Genomic DNA, 15,760 nt, shown 5'->3' with positions numbered 1-15,760 from the left:
AGACGAACATGAGCAAGCATTCCACATCTGCCAACACCTCTGCCGACACGTCCCCAAAAGGCATGGCGTTGGAACTGCGCCAGGTGCGCAAGTCCTTTGGCAAGACCGAGATCATCCGCGGTGCTGAACTGGCCGTGAAGGCTGGCGAGCGCGTGGCGCTGATCGGGCCCAATGGCGCGGGCAAGTCCACGCTGTTCAACCTGATCAGTGGGCGCATGGCACCCACCAGCGGCGAGATCCTGCTCAATGGCGAACCCATCCACGGGCTCACGCCTTATGACATCAACCGCCGCGGCCTGGCGCGCAGCTTCCAGGTGTCCAACCTGTTCCCGCGGCTGAGCGTGTTCGAGAACATCCGCTGCGCGGTGTTGTGGTCCATGGGCGAGCGCTACACCTTCTGGCGTTTCCTCTCTCGCATGGAGCATGTCAATGCCCGGGCCGAAGAGGTGCTGGACATGATCCGCCTGCGGCGCAAGCGCGATGTGCATGTCTCGCAACTGACTTATGCCGAACAGCGTGCGCTGGAGGTGGGGGTGACGATTGCCGGCGGTGGCAATGTGGTCCTGCTGGATGAACCCACAGCCGGCATGAGCAAGTCCGAGACGGCCAACTTCGTCAAACTGATCCGCGAGGTGACCGAGGGCAAGACGCTGCTGACGGTGGAGCACGACATGGGTGTGGTCTTTGGCCTGGCTGACCGCATCGCGGTGCTGGTGTATGGCGAGGTGATCGCCTTCGATACGCCTGAGGCCGTGCGCGCCAATGACCGCGTCAAGGAGGCCTATCTGGGCTCGGTGTTGGCGCAAAACCAGGCCGCCGAGGCGGGAGTCTGACCATGTTGAGCATTCAGGATTTGCACGCGTTTTACGGCAAGAGCCACATCCTTCACGGGGTGGACCTAGAGGTCAACCCGGGCGAGATCGTCAGCCTGCTGGGGCGCAATGGCTCGGGGCGATCGACCACGATCAAGACCATCATGGGCCTGGTCACCGGCGAGGGCTCGGTGAAGTGGAAGGGCGAAGAACTGCTGGGCCACAAGACGTATGACGTGGCCAGACGCGGCCTGGGTTATGTGCCCGAGAGCCGCGATGTCTTTCCCAAGCTGACGGTCGAGCAGAACCTCAAGCTGGGCATGAAGTCCGGCCACAAGAACAGCCGCTGGAGCCTGGACGACATGTACCAGATGTTCCCGCGCCTCAAGGAACGGCAGCACACGGAGGCCGGCGTGATGTCCGGCGGCGAGCAGCAGATGCTGACGCTGTGTCGCACGCTGATGGGTGACCCCGACCTGATCATGATCGACGAGCCCACCGAGGGCCTGGCGCCCAAGATCGTGGAGCTGGTGGGCGAGTACCTGAAGGAGCTGCAGAAGCGAGGACTGGCCGTGCTGCTGGTGGAGCAGAAGCTCACCATCGCCCTGGACATTTCGCAGCGCTGCTACGTGATGGGGCATGGCGAGGTGGTGTTCCACGGTACGCCCGATGAGCTGCGTGCCGACCAGTACACCCGCAAGGAGTGGCTGGAGGTCTGAGCCACCGCCTGGCTGGCCTGCCGCCTGTTCCTGTGGTTGGAGCCTGTGGGCGCATCAGGGCAGGTGCGCCCCTTGTCCGTTGTACCCGTGGGGCCTGAGGCGGCAGGTCGACGCGACCGGAATCCCTGAGGGATGAGGTATTTTCCCCATGCCGGCATCGCCTTTACAGCGCTGGTGCCACAATGTTCGTCTATTCTTACAAGACTTCTTGTCAGAATTGATCGGCGACCCGGATCGCCCGTTTTCTTCTCAACATTCGCCAACGAGATCGCCATGAGCACCTCCTACCAAGTCACCGACGGCGTGGCCGTCATCACGCTGGACAACCCGCCTGTCAACGGCTTCGGGCAGAGCACGCGGGCCGGCGTGGTGGATGGCATCGCCAAGGCAAATGCCGACAGCGCCGTGCAGGCCATCGTGATCACGGGCGCGGGCAAGGTGTTCTGCGGCGGGGCGGATATCCGCGAATTCGGCACGGCCAAGATGGCTGCCGAGCCGTCTTTCCACACCGCGATCACGGCAGTGGAGCAATCGGGCAAGCCTGTGGTGGCGGCCATTCATGGCGTGGCCATGGGGGGCGGCCTGGAATTGGCATTGGGCTGCCACTACCGCCTTGTGGCGCCGGGCACGCAGATCGCGCTGCCCGAGGTGAACATCGGCATCGTGCCGGGCGCCGGTGGCACGCAGCGCCTGCCGCGCGTGCTGGGCGTGGAAACCGCCTTGCAGATGATCACGACCGGCGCCTCGGTGCCCAGCGAGAAGCTGGCCAAGGCCCCTGGCCAGAAGCTGTTCGACAAGCTGGTGGACGGCGACCTGCTGGCCGCCGCCATCGCCTTTGCCAAGGACGTGGCCGCCGTGCGCCCGCTGCCTTCCGTGCGCCAGTTGAGCGTGGCGGCGCCTGCCGACGCCGAGCTGTTCGCCAAGACCCGCGCGGATCTGGCCAAGACCCGCAAGAACCTCGAAGCGCCACAACGTTGCGTGGACTGCGTGGAAGCCTCGACCAGGCTGGATCTGGATGCCGGCCTGGCTTATGAGCAGGACGTGTTCGCCAAGCTGGTGACCAGCGACCAGGCCCGCGCCCTGCGCCACGCCTTCTTTGGCGAGCGTGCCGCCAGCAAGATCCCCGATGTGCCAGACAACACGCCCCTGCGTGACATCAAGAAGGTGGCCGTGATCGGCGCCGGCACCATGGGCGGCGGCATCACCATGTGCTTCCTCAATGCCGGCATCCCCGTGACACTGCTGGAGATGAAGCCCGATGCCATCGACCGCGGCGTGGGCATCATCCGCAAGAACTACGAAGCGCAAGTGGCCAAGGGCAAGCTGGCACAAGAGAAGTACGAGCAGCGCATGAGCCTGCTGACCACCACGCTGAGCTATGACGACATCGCCCAGGCCGACATGGTGATCGAGGCCGTGTTCGAAGACATGGGCGTGAAGTCGCAGGTCTTCACCAAGCTCGACAGCATCATGAAGCCCGGTGCCATCCTGGCGTCCAACACCTCGACGCTGGACGTGGACAAGATTGCCGAAGTCACCAAGCGCCCAGCCGATGTGGTCGGCCTGCACTTCTTCAGCCCCGCCAATGTGATGCGCCTGCTGGAAGTGGTGCGCAGCAAGCACACGGCCAAGGACGTGATGGCCACCGTGATGGCTGTGGCCAAGAAGATCAAGAAGGTGGCTGTGGTCTCGGGCGTGTGCGATGGCTTCATCGGCAACCGCATGTTCGAGCAGTACGTGCGCCAGGGCTTCTTCCTGGTGGAAGAGGGCGCCACCGTGCAGCAGGTGGACAAGGCCGCAGAGGCCTTTGGCTGGGCCATGGGCCCCTTCCGTGTGGGGGACCTGGCCGGCAACGACATTGGTTATGCCATCCGCAAGCGCCGCAAGATCGAGCAGCCCGACGTGATCTACAGCCCCGTGGGCGATGCCATTTGTGAGTTGGGCCGCTTCGGCCAGAAAGTGGGCAAGGGCTGGTACGACTACGAAGCCGGCAAGCGCGAGCCCGTGCCTTCTGCGGAAGTGCAAGCCTGCATCGACAAGGTGCGTGCCGACAAGGGCATCACGCCTCGCGCGATCAGTGACGATGAGATCGTGCAGCGCCTGGTGCTGGCCATGGTCAACGAAGGCGCCAAGATCCTGGAAGAAGGCATCGCGTCCAAAGCCTCTGACATCGACATGGTCTACCTGACGGGCTATGGCTTCCCGGTTTACCGTGGTGGCCCCATGCTGTATGCCGACATGATCGGCCTGCCCAAGGTGGTCGAGTTGATGAAGGGCTACGCGGCCAACCCGAATGGCGACCCCGCCTTCTGGACGCCCGCACCGCTGCTGGCCAAGCTGGCAGCCGAAGGCAAGACCTTCACGGGCGGCAAGGCCTGATCCAAGGCACTACGCCAAGGATCAGCCGATCGGTCGCCGATTGAGCCACAACATGAACACCTGGATCAGATGATCTGAACCTGAGGTCTGCATGGCGTTTGCCGTGCGGGCCTTTTTTTGTGCCTGAACAGACAGCGAGATTCGACATGTCCTACATCGAAACCAGCCAGGTCGGCCACATCCTGGAGATCAAGGTCAATCGCCCTGAAAAGCACAACGCCTTGTCGCCCGAGATGTACCACGACATCGCCAAGGCCTATGGCGAGCTGAGCCGCAACCCCGATCTGCGCGTGGCCCTGCTGTATGGCGAAGGCGCGCACATGACCTCCGGCGTGGAGCTGGACAAGTGGGCGCCCATCTTCGGTAATGGCAGGGGTTTCGAGATTGGCGAGGGCGAGATCGACCCCTTCGGCCTGAGCGGTGAGCGCCACAGCAAGCCGGTGGTGATGGCGGTGCAAGGCAACTGCTTCACCTGGGGCGTGGAGATCATGCTCAACACCGAGGTGCGCGTGGCGGCTGACAACACGCGCTTCGCCATGCTGGAAGTCAAGCGCGGCATCTTCCCCTGTGGTGGTGCCACGCTGCGCCTGCCCCGCCAGATGGGCTGGGGCGCCGCACAACGTTACCTGTTGACGGGCGAATACTGGTACGCCGAAGAGGCCTTGCGGACCGGCCTGGTGCAAGAGGTCGTGCCGGCCGGCCAGCAGCTGGCCAAGGCCCGCGAGATCGCCGAGCAGATCGCCAAGGCCGCGCCGCTGGGCGTGCAGAACGTGCTCAAGTCCACCCGCCTGGCCTGGAACGAGGGCGAAGCCGCCGCAGCCAAGGCCTTGTTCCCCAACCTCTTGCCCGTGATGCAAAGCGAGGACGCCCTGGAGGGCATCCAGTCTTTCCTGGAGCGCCGCGAGGCCGTGTTCAAGGGCCGTTGAAGGCCGTTTCACTGCCCCACGCTTTGATCTCGTTTGACCCCATTGATTGCTGAGTTGACCCCATGACCCACCGCGCCACCATCGATTTCCTGTTGTACGACTGGCTCAACGCCGAAGGCCTGTGTCAGCGTGAACGCCACACCGAGCACAACCGCGAAACCTTCACCGCCGTGCTGGACTTGAGCGAGAAGATCGCCAACGAGCAGTTCGCCCCCTTCAACCGCCTGACCGATGTGCACGAGCCCGAGTTCGACGGCGTGACGGTGACCCTGCCCAAGGAGACGCCACAGGCCATGCAGGCCTTCAACGACTCGGGCCTGATGGCCGGCAGCAAGGATGCCGACATCGGCGGCATGCAGTTGCCCACGGTGGTCGAGATCGCCTCGATGAGCTTTTTCTACAAAGCCAGCGTGTCGCTCGCGGCCTACCCCATGCTCACGCGTGGCAATGCCAACACCATCCTGGCGCATGGCTCCCCCAAGCAGATCGACGTGTTCGCGCGCGGCGGCTTTGAAGGCCGCACCTTCGGCACCATGTGCCTGAGCGAGCCCCAGGCCGGCTCCAGCCTGTCGGACATCGCCACCAAGGCCGTGCCTGACGTCAAAGGCGATGGCAGCGGCATCGATTGGGCGCAAGACAGCCTGGGCCCACGCTACCGCCTCACCGGCAACAAGATGTGGATCTCGGGCGGCGAGCACGAGATGGGCGAGAACATCGTGCACCTGGTGCTGGCCAAGATCCCCGGTGAAGATGGCAAGACCATCCCGGGCGTGAAGGGCATCTCGCTGTTCATCGTGCCGCGCAAGCTGGTCAAGCAAGACGGCAGCATCACTCAGCAGCGCAACGACGTGGCCCTGGCTGGCCTGAACCACAAGTGCGGCTACCGCGGCACCGTCAACACCTTGCTGAACTTCGGCGAAGGCAAGTTCCCGGTCAATGGCCAGGCCGGGGCAGTGGGCTACCTGATCGGCAAGCAGGGCGAAGGCCTGAAGTGCATGTTCACCTTGATGAACGAGGCCCGCATCAGCGTGGGCATTGGCGCCACCATGCTGGGTTACGCCGGTTATGAGGCTTCGCTGGAATACGCCAAGCAACGCCCGCAAGGCCGCCATCTTGTGGGTGGGGGCGCAGGCGGCAAGGACCACACCGCACCGCAGATCCCCATCATCGAGCACACCGATGTCAAGCGCATGCTGATGATGCAAAAGGCCATTGCCGAAGGTGGCCTGGCCCTGGGCCTGTTGTGTGCGCAACTGGTGGACGACGAACACACCGGCACCGGCGAGGAAGCCGAGAAGGCAGGCCTGCTGCTGGAGTTGCTCACGCCGATCGCCAAGAGCTGGCCCAGCGAATGGGCACAAGAGGCCAATAGCCTGGCCATCCAGATCCTGGGTGGTTATGGCTACACGCGTGACTTCCCGGTCGAGCAGTACTGGCGTGACAACCGCCTCAACATGATCCACGAAGGCACGCATGGCATCCAGGGTCTGGACCTGCTGGGCCGCAAGGTGGTGATGAACGGTGGCAAGGCCTTGAGCGTGCTGGCCGAGCGCATCAGCGAGACCATCCAGAAGGCGGGCCATGTGGATGGCCTGGCGGTGCACGCCAATGCCCTGGCGCAAGCGCTGCAGAAGATCGGCGCCACCACCAAGGCCGCCTGGTCCACAGGCGTGCCTGAAGAAGCGCTGGCCAATGCCACGCCTTACCTCCAGGCCTTTGGTCACACCGTGCTGGCCTGGATCTGGCTGGAGCTGGCGCTGGCCGCCAAGGCTGCGCAGGCCAAGGGTCAAGATCAAAACAGTTGGGACAAGAGCCCGCTGGGCGCCGGCTTCCTCAAGGGCAAGCTGGCCACCGCCAATTACTTCTTCAACTTCGAGCTGCCCAAGATCGATGCCTGGCTGGGCGTGGTCGCCAGGCGAGACCTGACCTGTGCACAGGCTCAGGCCGACTGGTTCTGAGGCTCACCCAATCACCGGTTCAAACCAACAACATCGAAAGAGACCAACATGCTCCGACACATCGTGATGTGGACGCTCAAGCGCCCCGAAGACGCCCCCAAGGTCAAGGCCCTGCTGGACAGCTGCAAGGGCCTCGTGCCCGGCATGTACGAGTTCGACGTCGGCATCAAGACCGAAGGCCTGGAGGCCAATTGCGACGTGGTGCTCGTGTCCACCTTCGAGACCAAGGATGCGCTGGCGGCCTACATCCCGCACCCGCATCACCAGGGCGTGGTGGCGCAGATCCGCGAGATGGCGGCCACCCGCCACGTGGTTGACTTCAACGTTTGAGCCGAGGTCAGCATGAGCGACGCACGCAAGGTTCAACAACTCTTCGACCTGACCGGCAAGAAGGCCCTGATCACCGGTGGCTCGCGCGGCCTGGGCCTGCAGATGGCCCATGCGCTGGGCGAAGCCGGTGCCAAGGTGGTGATCAGCTCGCGCAAGTCGGCTGACCTGGAGCAGGCCGTGATGGCCTTGCAGGATGCCGGCATCGACGCGCGCTGGATTGCCGCAGACGCGGGCAAGGCCGAAGACATCCAGCGCCTGGCCGACGAAACCCTGGAACGCGTGGGCGATGTGGACATCCTCATCAACAACGCCGGCGCCACCTGGGGCGCACCCGCCGCCGAGCACCCGGTCGAGGCGTGGGACAAGGTCATGAACCTCAATGTGCGTGGCTACTTCCTGCTGTCGCAGGCGATTGCCAAGGCCAGCATGATCCCGCGCAAGCAGGGGCGCATCATCAACGTGGCCTCGATCGCCGGCCTGCGCGGCAACCCGCCTTTCATGCAGACCATCGCCTACAACACCAGCAAGGGCGCGGTCATCAACTTCACGCGGGCGCTGGCCTGCGAATGGGGGCACCTGGGCATCCGCGTCAACGCCATTGCACCGGGCTTCTTCCCAAGCAAGATGACGGCTGGTACGCTGGCCATGGTCGGCGAGGAAACCATTGCCAACCGCGCGCCGCTGCTGCGTGTGGGTGACGACGAAGACCTCAAGGGTGCCACGCTGCTGTTCGCGTCTGATGCGGGCAAGCACATCACCGGGCAGATCCTGGCGGTGGACGGCGGCGTCAGCGCGCTTATTGGTTGAGGGTGCGCTGGATGATGTACCCAAGACCCGCGCGCGTTTTCAGCAAGGATTGACATGGCCATTCCCTTTGCGGTTCGCATTCCTTTCATCGAGCAGATCGGCTGCGAGATGCAGCGCTACGAAAACGGCGAAGCCGAGATCACGCTCGATGTGCAGGACCAGCACACCAACTCGTTTGGCGTGGCCCATGGCGGCCTGATGATGACCTTGCTGGACGTGGCCATGGCGCACGCCGCGCGCAGCCTCAACCTGGACCAGCCTGATGGTGGGCCCGGCCTCGTCACCATCGAGATGAAGACCACCTTCATGCGCCCCGGCCTTGGCCAGATCAAGGCTGTGGGCCATGTGCTGCATTCCACCGCATCGCTGGCCTTTACCGAAGGCAAGGTGCTCGATTCAAAAGGCCGCGTGTGCGCGCACGCCACGGCCACGTTCAAGTTCCTGCGCGCCTTGCCGGTGTCCGACCGTGAAGTGCGGCCGGCTGCCAAGCCCTTGTTGCATGGGCCTGGCTCTGATTGAGCCCCCATCCGTTCCCTTGTGCGCTTGTGCCCATTGCCCTTTCTTGAAGATCAGACGTATTGATCACACCCACTGATCACAAGCACCGATCGCGTTCACCCGCCAAAACCAGCATCCACGCTGAAGGAGAAGCTCCATGACCCTCAACCATCAGATCCTCCTCGCTTCTCGCCCACAAGGCGAAGCCACCGTCGACAACTTCAAGTTGGTCGAGGCCCCCGTGCCGACGCTGGACCAGCTGGCCGATGGCCAGGTGCTGGTGCGCCACCACTACCTGTCGCTGGACCCGTACATGCGCGGCCGCATGAACGACAGCAAGAGCTACGCCGAGCCGCAGCCGCTGAACACCGTGATGATCGGTGGCACGGTGGGTGAGGTGGTGGCCAGCAAGCACGCCAAGTTCGCGCCCGGCGACAAGGTGCTGGGCATGGGCGGCTGGCAGGAGTACTCGGTGGTGGACGCCAGCGTGAAGGGCGCCATGCTGCACAAGGTGGACACGGCGCACATCCCGCTGTCGGCCTACCTGGGTTCGGTCGGCATGCCCGGCGTGACGGCCTGGTATGGACTGATCAAGATCATCGCGCCCAAGGCCGGCGAGACCGTGGTCGTGAGTGCGGCCAGTGGGGCGGTGGGCAGCGTGGTGGGTCAGTTGGCCAAGGCCCGTGGTTGCCGCGTGGTGGGCGTGGCCGGCGGCGCCGACAAGTGCCGCTATGTCACCGAAGAGCTGGGCTTTGACGCCTGCATCGACTACAAGGTGCACAGTGACCCGAAGGCCTTCTACAAGGCGCTGAAAGAGGCCACGCCCAATGGCATCGACGGCTACTTCGAGAACGTGGGCGGCATGATCCTGGACGCCGTGCTGCTGCGCATGAACGCCTTTGGCCGCATCGCCATGTGCGGGATGATCGCCGGTTATGACGGCCAGCCCCTGCCCATGCAGAACCCGGCGCTGATCCTGGTCAACCGCTTGAAGATCGAAGGCTTCATCGTGAGCGAACACGCCGACGTCTGGCCCGAGGCCACGATGGAGCTGGGCACGATGGTGGCCACCGGCAAGATGAAATTCCGCGAATCCGTGGCTCAGGGCATCGCCAGCGCACCTGAGGCCTTCCTGGGCTTGCTCAAGGGCAAGAACTTCGGCAAACAGCTGGTCAAACTGATCTGATCCCCCACACAGCAGGACAAGAAGATGTCGAACTTGAAATTGCAAGCAGGCCAGACGGCCGTGATCACCGGCGCAGGCAGCGGCTTTGGCCTGGAACTGGCGCGCCTGGGCGCCAAGCGTGGCTTGAACCTCGTGCTGACCGACGTGCAGCAGGATGCCTTGGATGCGGCCGTGGCAGAGCTCAGCGCCACGGGTGCGAAGGTGGCCGCCTTGCGCGGTGACGTCTCACGTGCCGAGGACATCCAGGCCTTGGCCGACATGTGCATGGAGCGCTTCGGTGCGCCGCACATCGTCATCAACAACGCGGGCGTGGCCCACGGCGGCCTGATCTGGGAGCACACCCAGCGCGACTGGGAATGGGTGCTGGGCGTCAACCTGTTTGGCGTGGTCCACGGCATGCGCATCTTCACGCCACTGATGCTGGCCGCTGCCCGCAAGGACCCGAGCTACCAGGGCCACATGGTCAACGTGGCCTCGATGGCCGGCCTGCTGAACTCGCCCAATATGGGCGCCTACAACGTCAGCAAGCACGCGGTGGTGAGCCTGTCCGAGACGCTGTACCAGGACCTGGCCCTGGTGACCGAGCAGGTGCACGCCTCGGTGCTGTGTCCGTACTTCGTGCCCACCGGCATCCACCAGTCGCATCGCAACCGCCCCGCCGAGCTGCGCAGCGAAGGCAAACCCACGCCCAGCCAGATGATCGCGCAGGCCATGAGCACCAAGGCGGTCACCTCGGGCAAGGTCACGGCCACGGATACGGCCGAGCTGGTCTACAAGGCGATCGAAGCCGGCCAGTTCTACATCTACACCCACCCGCAAGCACTGGGCATGGTGCAGACGCGTCTGGAAGATGTGGTGCAGGGCCGTAACCCGACCGACCCGTTCTCGGGCAAGCCGGAGATCGGCCAGCAGTTGCGTCAGGCCTTGCGCGACGCGATGGCCAAGGAAGGCTGATCGCTTACTTCGCGTCCTGCTCGCGATGCCGCGCCAGCACCACGCCACGTGGTGCGAAGCGCTGCACCAGTTGCTCGACGCAGTACACCGAGCGGTGCTGGCCGCCGGTGCAGCCCAGGGCCACCGTCACGTAGCTGCGCTGGTCGCCTTCCAAAGCAGGCAGCCAGCGCAAGAGGAAGGCTTCGATCTGCGTGAGCAGCTCGGCTGATTCAGGCTGTGCGGCGAGGTAGTCGATCACGGGCTGGTCGCGGCCGGTGAGCGGCTTGAGTTCCTTCAGGTAGAAGGGGTTGGGCAGCATGCGCACGTCGAACACGAAGTCGGCGTCCATGGGCACGCCGTGCTTGTAGGCGAAGGACTCGAACACCAGCGTCAGGCGCGAGGGGGCGGCCTGCACGATGTTACGGATCCAGGTGCGCAGTTGCGCCGGGCGCAGCAGCGAGGTGTCGATCACCGTCGAGAAGTCGCGCAGCGGGCTGAGCAGCTCGCGCTCCAGGTTGATGGCGTCGATCAGAGCCTGCTCGGTGGAGTCGTTGTCGCTGAACTTGTCCGAGGCGCGGCGGCGTGGCTCGGCCTTGTCGTCGTGCTCGGGCTTGGGGGCCTTCGCCACTTGTGACAGCGGGTGCGGGCGGCGCGTTTCCGAGAAGCGCCGTACCAGGGCGTCCGTGCTGGCGTCGAGGAACACCGCGCGCACCGAGTGGCCTTCCTTGCGCAGATCGCTCAGCATGGGCGTGAGGTTGGGCAGCGAATGCGCGCTGCGCACGTCCACCGACACGGCCACGCGGCGCTTGAGCTCCGGCGGGCGCTTGTTTTCCAAGTCGATCATGCCGCGCAGCAGCTCGGGCGGCAGGTTGTCGACGCAGAAGTAGCCGGCGTCCTCCAGCGCATTGAGCGCCACGGACTTGCCGGAGCCTGAGATGCCCGTCAGCAGGACGATGTCCAATGGGGTCATTTGGAAACCTCCGTGCTGCGCACTGCGGTGCGAGCGCCTTCGGGCGGCCGTGCGGCGCTCATGCTGCTTCCTTGCGTGCCGGCCGCGCCTTGTTGGTCGCGTTGGCCTTGTCGGCCTTGCTGGCCGTTTGCAGCATGGCTTGTGCATGCGCACGGCTGGTGTCGGTGATGGCGCCACCCAGCATGCGGGCCACTTCGTGCACGCGCGCGTCGGCTTGCACTTCGCGGATGTCGCTGGCGGTCTGGCCGTTGCTCAAGGCCTTGGACACGACCAGGTGCTGGTGCGCACACGCGGCCACCTGGGCCAGGTGGGTCACGGCCATCACCTGGCGTTCGCGGCCCAGGCGCTGCATCAGCAGGCCCACGGTGTCGGCCACCGCACCGCCCACGCCCGAATCGATTTCGTCGAAGATCAGGGTACCGACCTGCGCGGTTTCGTCCGCACGCTGCGAGGTGGTCACCGCGATGGCCAAGGCCAGTCGAGACAGCTCGCCGCCCGATGCCACCTTGCCCAGCGGGCGCGGCGTGCTGCCCGCATGGCCCGCCACCAGGAACTCGATGTTCTCCAGGCCATAAGCCTGAGGCTCATCCTGCTTGACCAGGGCCACTTCGAAACGGCCGCCGGCCATGCCCAGGTCCTGCATGGCCTCGGTCACGGCTTGGGCCATGGCCGGTGCGGCTTGCGCGCGTTGTTTGGACACGGCCTTGGCCACGTCCAGCCAGGCCTTGTGCGCACGTTGGGCCTCACGTTCCAGCGCGTCCAGATCGGCAGCAGCGTCCAGCTCGGCGAGCTCTGCGCGCCAGCTTTGCAGCAGCGCGGGCAGCTCGGGGGCAGGGCGGCGGTAGCGGCGCGACAGGCTCATCCAGGCCGACATGCGGTTGTCCAGCTCGGCCAGGCGATCCGGGTCCAGCTCGGTGTGGTGCAGCGCGCTGTTGAGGCTGTGGGCGGCGTCCTGCAGCTGGGCTTGCGCTTCGCGCAGCACTTCCAGGGCGTTGGCCAGGTTCGGCTCCACGCCAGCCACCTCTTCCAGCGCGTCAATGGCGCGCGAGGTGAGCGACTCGGCATTGCTGTCGGCTTCAGACACGGCGCCCAGCGCCATTCGCGCCGCATCCAGGATGGCCTGGCCGTGGCTCAGGCGCTGGTGCTCGGCGTTGAGCGTGTCCCACTCGTCGGCCTGAGGCCCAAGCTTGTCCAGCTCGGTGATCTGCCACTGCAGGCGCTCGCGCTCGCGGTCCAGGTCGGCCTGTTTGCTGCGGGCTTCGTCCAGGCGGCGCTGGGCCTCGCGGCGAGCGGCCCAGGCTTGTTGCAGCGCGGGCGTGTCCACACCGGCTTGCGCATCCACCAGGGCGCGCACCGAATCGGCACGGGTCAGGCTTTGCCAGGCGTGCTGGCCGTGGATGTCCACCAGGTGCTCACCCAGCTCGCGCAGTTGCGACACGGTGGCCGTGCTGCCATTGATCCAGGCGCGGCTCTTGCCCTGGGCATCGACCACGCGGCGCAGCAGCAGGGGCGCGCCGGCTTCCAGGTTGTCGAAGCCGGCTTCTTCCAGCCAGGGGGCCAGGCGGGCGGCCAGTTCGGATGAGGGGTCGAACTCGGCGGTGATGTCAGCGCGGGCGGCACCTTCGCGTACCACGCCCGAATCCCCCCGGCTGCCCAGCGCCAGTTGCAGCGCGTCGATCAGGATGGATTTGCCCGCGCCGGTTTCGCCGGTCAGGGCCGTGAAGCCACCGCCGAGGTCCACCTCCAGGCTGGTGACGATGACGAAATCGCGCAGTGTCAGGCGGCGCAACATCTCAACTGACTCCTTCGTTCCAGCGCAGCTTGCGGCGCAGGGTCGCGTAGTAGTTCCAGCCCTTGGGGTGCAGGAAGCGCACCTTGTGCGGCGAACGGCGCACGGTGACGCGGTCGCCGTGCAGCAGGCTGGCCAGGCTTTGCATGTCGAAGTTCATGCTGGCGTCGCGGCCGGCCACGATCTCGATGGTGATGGTCACGTCGTCCGACACGACCAGGGGCCGGTTGGACATGGTGTGCGAGGCAATCGGCACGATGACCCAGCCACCCAGGCCGGGGTGCATGATCGGGCCGCCGGCCGACAAGGCGTAAGCCGTCGAGCCCGTGGGCGAGGCCACGATCAGGCCGTCGGCGCGGTAGTTGGCCACGAACTGGCCGTCGATCTCTGCGCGCAGCTCGACCATGCTGGCCGTGGCGCCACGGCTCACCACCACCTCGTTGATGGCGTAGCCGTCGTAGATGGTTTCAAAGCCGGCGCCGCGCATCGGGCGCAGCACGGCGCCTTCCAGCATGGCGCGCTGCTCTTCTTCATATTGACCGGCCAGGATCGAGGGCAGGGCGGTGGCGATGTCTTTCAGCTGGATGTCGGTGATGAAACCCAGGCGGCCCTGGTTGATGCCGATCAGCGGGATGTTGAACGGCGCCAGCTCGCGCGCGATGGCCAGCATGGTGCCGTCGCCACCCAGCACCACGGCCAGGTCACATTGCTTGCCAATTTCCTTGATCGTCAGGGGCGGGTATTCCGTCATGCCGGTGTTCTGGGCCGTTTCACGCTCCAGCGACACGTCGAGCCCGGCGCGCGCCAGGATATGGGCCACGTCCTCCAGCACCGGGCGGATGCCGCGGGCCTGGTATTTGCCGACGAGGGCGGCGTGGCGGAAACGACAAGATGGCAGACTCGACATGCGAGGAATTACACCACACGAGGGTGTCAAAAAAGGACGGGCCCCTAGAGTGGGGCTGGCAGGTTTGACAGCTCAAACTAAAATGCCCAGACATGCTGGATGATCGAGCCAAGATTCTGTTGAAAGCGCTGGTTGAGCGGTACATCGCCGACGGTCAACCCGTCGGCTCGCGTACGCTTTCGCGCGCCTCGGGCCTGGACCTGTCCGCTGCCACCATCCGAAACGTGATGGCCGATCTGGAAGAGTTGGGCCTGATCGTCAGCCCGCACACCTCGGCCGGCCGCGTGCCCACGCCCAAGGGCTACCGCCTGTTCGTGGACACCATGCTCACGTCGCGCCCCGTGACCCTGGATACCCTGGGTGCCGAGGCGCGCGACCAGCTCCAGCCCGACCAGCCCCAGCGCGTGATCGCCAGTGCCGCGCAGATGCTCTCCAGCCTGTCGCAGTTCGTGGGCGTGGTCACGGCGCCGCGCAAGGCGTCCATGTTCCAGCACATCGAATTCCTGCGCCTGGGTGACAAGCGCGTGCTGGTGATCCTGGTGGCGCCCGATGGTGACGTGCAGAACCGCGTCATTTTCACCGCGCAGGACTACAGCCAGTCCCAACTGGTGGAGGCCAGCAACATCCTCAACGCGCATTACTCGGGCTTGAGCATCGATGAAATGCGCGAACGCCTCAAGCGCGAGGTGGACCAGCTGCGCAGCGACATCGCCACTTTGATGCAGCAGGCCGTGCAGGCCGGCGGCGAGGTCATGGCCGAGAACTCGGACCAACTGGTCGTGTCCGGCGAGCGCAACCTGCTGACCGTGCAGGACTTCTCCAACGACCTGGGTTCGCTGCGCCGCATGTTCGACCTGTTCGAGCAAAAGACCCAGCTCATGCGCCTGCTCGACGGCTCCAGCCGGGCCGAGGGCGTGCGCATCTACATTGGCGGCGAAAGCCAGATCGTGCCCTTCGAGGAGCTGTCCGTCGTGTCGGCGCCTTATGAGATCAACGGCCAGGTGGTCGGCACGCTGGGCGTCATCGGCCCCACCCGCATGGCCTACGACCGCATGATCGAGATTGTGGACATCACCTCCCGGTTGGTGACCAATGTGCTGAGTCAGAAATAAGTTTTGACTGGGGCTGGCTGCGCGCTGTGAACGGGCGGGGCGCAACGGTCTCGGGCGTGCTGGCTCAAGGTAGAATCGCCGCCGAGTGGGCCGTTAGCTCAGTTGGTTAGAGCAGAGGACTCATAGCGAAAGTTGTGCACCACCCAGGGAAACCGGGTGCGTGAATGGCGTCAAATTCGGTGAAACCTGACGGCCGCAAGGCACAAGGCAATGCCGAGCCAAGCCCGGAACACCGGGAAGGTGTAGAGACTAGACGGCGCCCGCCTTCAGGCCTTTTGGCCCATGGCGAAGGCATAGTCCAGGGAGTCCAGAAATGGACACAAACCGGAATCCTTTGGTCGTTGGTTCAAGTCCAACACGGCCTACCACTCCCCCGCTTTTCGGCCCCAGGCTCTGTACGCAGGTGGCCTTGGTTGATATTCGCATCAAGCACT

General features: G+C 64.9%; 14 protein-coding genes. 11 read left to right on the top strand and 3 right to left on the bottom strand.

Annotated elements, in window-relative coordinates; genetic code table 11:
* The first annotated feature begins 8 nt into the window (after nt 1-8).
* From JY96_RS04620 to JY96_RS04575, 10 genes are all read left to right on the top strand, one after another.
* Complete coding sequence (locus JY96_RS04620; protein ID WP_052162139.1) at nt 9-833, top strand: ABC transporter ATP-binding protein; 825 nt, start codon at nt 9-11, stop codon at nt 831-833.
* 2 nt (nt 834-835) lie between these two features.
* Complete coding sequence (locus JY96_RS04615; protein ID WP_035035361.1) at nt 836-1,531, top strand: ABC transporter ATP-binding protein; 696 nt, start codon at nt 836-838, stop codon at nt 1,529-1,531.
* Nucleotides 1,532-1,804: 273 nt separating this feature from the next.
* On the top strand, nt 1,805-3,910 hold the full coding sequence (locus JY96_RS04610) for a 3-hydroxyacyl-CoA dehydrogenase NAD-binding domain-containing protein (RefSeq protein WP_035035359.1): 2,106 nt from the start codon (nt 1,805-1,807) through the stop codon (nt 3,908-3,910).
* Nucleotides 3,911-4,056: 146 nt separating this feature from the next.
* Nucleotides 4,057-4,836, top strand: a complete 780-nt coding sequence (locus tag JY96_RS04605; RefSeq protein ID WP_035035356.1) for a crotonase/enoyl-CoA hydratase family protein — start codon at nt 4,057-4,059, stop codon at nt 4,834-4,836.
* Between the two features lie 62 nt (nt 4,837-4,898).
* On the top strand, nt 4,899-6,794 hold the full coding sequence (locus JY96_RS04600) for an acyl-CoA dehydrogenase (protein WP_035035353.1): 1,896 nt from the start codon (nt 4,899-4,901) through the stop codon (nt 6,792-6,794).
* Between the two features lie 48 nt (nt 6,795-6,842).
* Nucleotides 6,843-7,124, top strand: coding sequence for a Dabb family protein (locus JY96_RS04595; protein WP_035035350.1), 282 nt, complete (start codon nt 6,843-6,845; stop codon nt 7,122-7,124).
* A gap of 12 nt (nt 7,125-7,136) precedes the next feature.
* Nucleotides 7,137-7,931: an SDR family oxidoreductase gene (locus JY96_RS04590; RefSeq protein ID WP_035035347.1), complete on the top strand. Its 795-nt coding sequence runs from the start codon at nt 7,137-7,139 to the stop codon at nt 7,929-7,931.
* A 54-nt stretch (nt 7,932-7,985) separates the two neighbouring features.
* On the top strand, nt 7,986-8,450 hold the full coding sequence (locus tag JY96_RS04585) for a PaaI family thioesterase (RefSeq protein ID WP_035035345.1): 465 nt from the start codon (nt 7,986-7,988) through the stop codon (nt 8,448-8,450).
* 136 nt (nt 8,451-8,586) lie between these two features.
* Complete coding sequence (locus JY96_RS04580; protein ID WP_035035343.1) at nt 8,587-9,615, top strand: NADP-dependent oxidoreductase; 1,029 nt, start codon at nt 8,587-8,589, stop codon at nt 9,613-9,615.
* 24 nt (nt 9,616-9,639) lie between these two features.
* On the top strand, nt 9,640-10,569 hold the full coding sequence (locus JY96_RS04575) for an SDR family oxidoreductase (RefSeq protein ID WP_035035341.1): 930 nt from the start codon (nt 9,640-9,642) through the stop codon (nt 10,567-10,569).
* 4 nt (nt 10,570-10,573) lie between these two features.
* Here the strand turns inward: JY96_RS04575 and rapZ are convergent, their stop codons facing one another.
* From rapZ to JY96_RS04560, 3 genes are read right to left on the bottom strand one after another with little or no spacing between them, the layout of a single operon-like run.
* Nucleotides 10,574-11,518 (bottom strand): RNase adapter RapZ, encoded by a 945-nt coding sequence (gene rapZ, locus JY96_RS04570; RefSeq protein ID WP_035035338.1) that lies wholly within the window; start codon nt 11,516-11,518, stop codon nt 10,574-10,576.
* A gap of 58 nt (nt 11,519-11,576) precedes the next feature.
* Nucleotides 11,577-13,310: a DNA repair protein RecN gene (recN, locus tag JY96_RS04565; protein ID WP_035035335.1), complete on the bottom strand. Its 1,734-nt coding sequence runs from the start codon at nt 13,308-13,310 to the stop codon at nt 11,577-11,579.
* Nucleotide 13,311: 1 nt separating this feature from the next.
* Nucleotides 13,312-14,214 (bottom strand): NAD kinase, encoded by a 903-nt coding sequence (locus JY96_RS04560; protein WP_035035332.1) that lies wholly within the window; start codon nt 14,212-14,214, stop codon nt 13,312-13,314.
* Between the two features lie 92 nt (nt 14,215-14,306).
* On the opposite strand from JY96_RS04560, the gene hrcA reads away from it, so the two are divergent.
* Nucleotides 14,307-15,326 carry a heat-inducible transcriptional repressor HrcA gene (hrcA, locus tag JY96_RS04555; RefSeq protein ID WP_035035329.1) on the top strand — a complete coding sequence of 340 codons (1,020 nt, stop codon included), beginning with the start codon at nt 14,307-14,309 and terminating at the stop codon, nt 15,324-15,326.
* Nucleotides 15,327-15,760 lie beyond the last annotated feature (434 nt).

The organism is Aquabacterium sp. NJ1, assembly GCF_000768065.1.
Classification (GTDB): domain Bacteria; phylum Pseudomonadota; class Gammaproteobacteria; order Burkholderiales; family Burkholderiaceae_C; genus Aquabacterium.
Note: the sequence above shows the minus strand (reverse complement) of the source record. Positions and strands in the feature narration are given on the sequence as shown.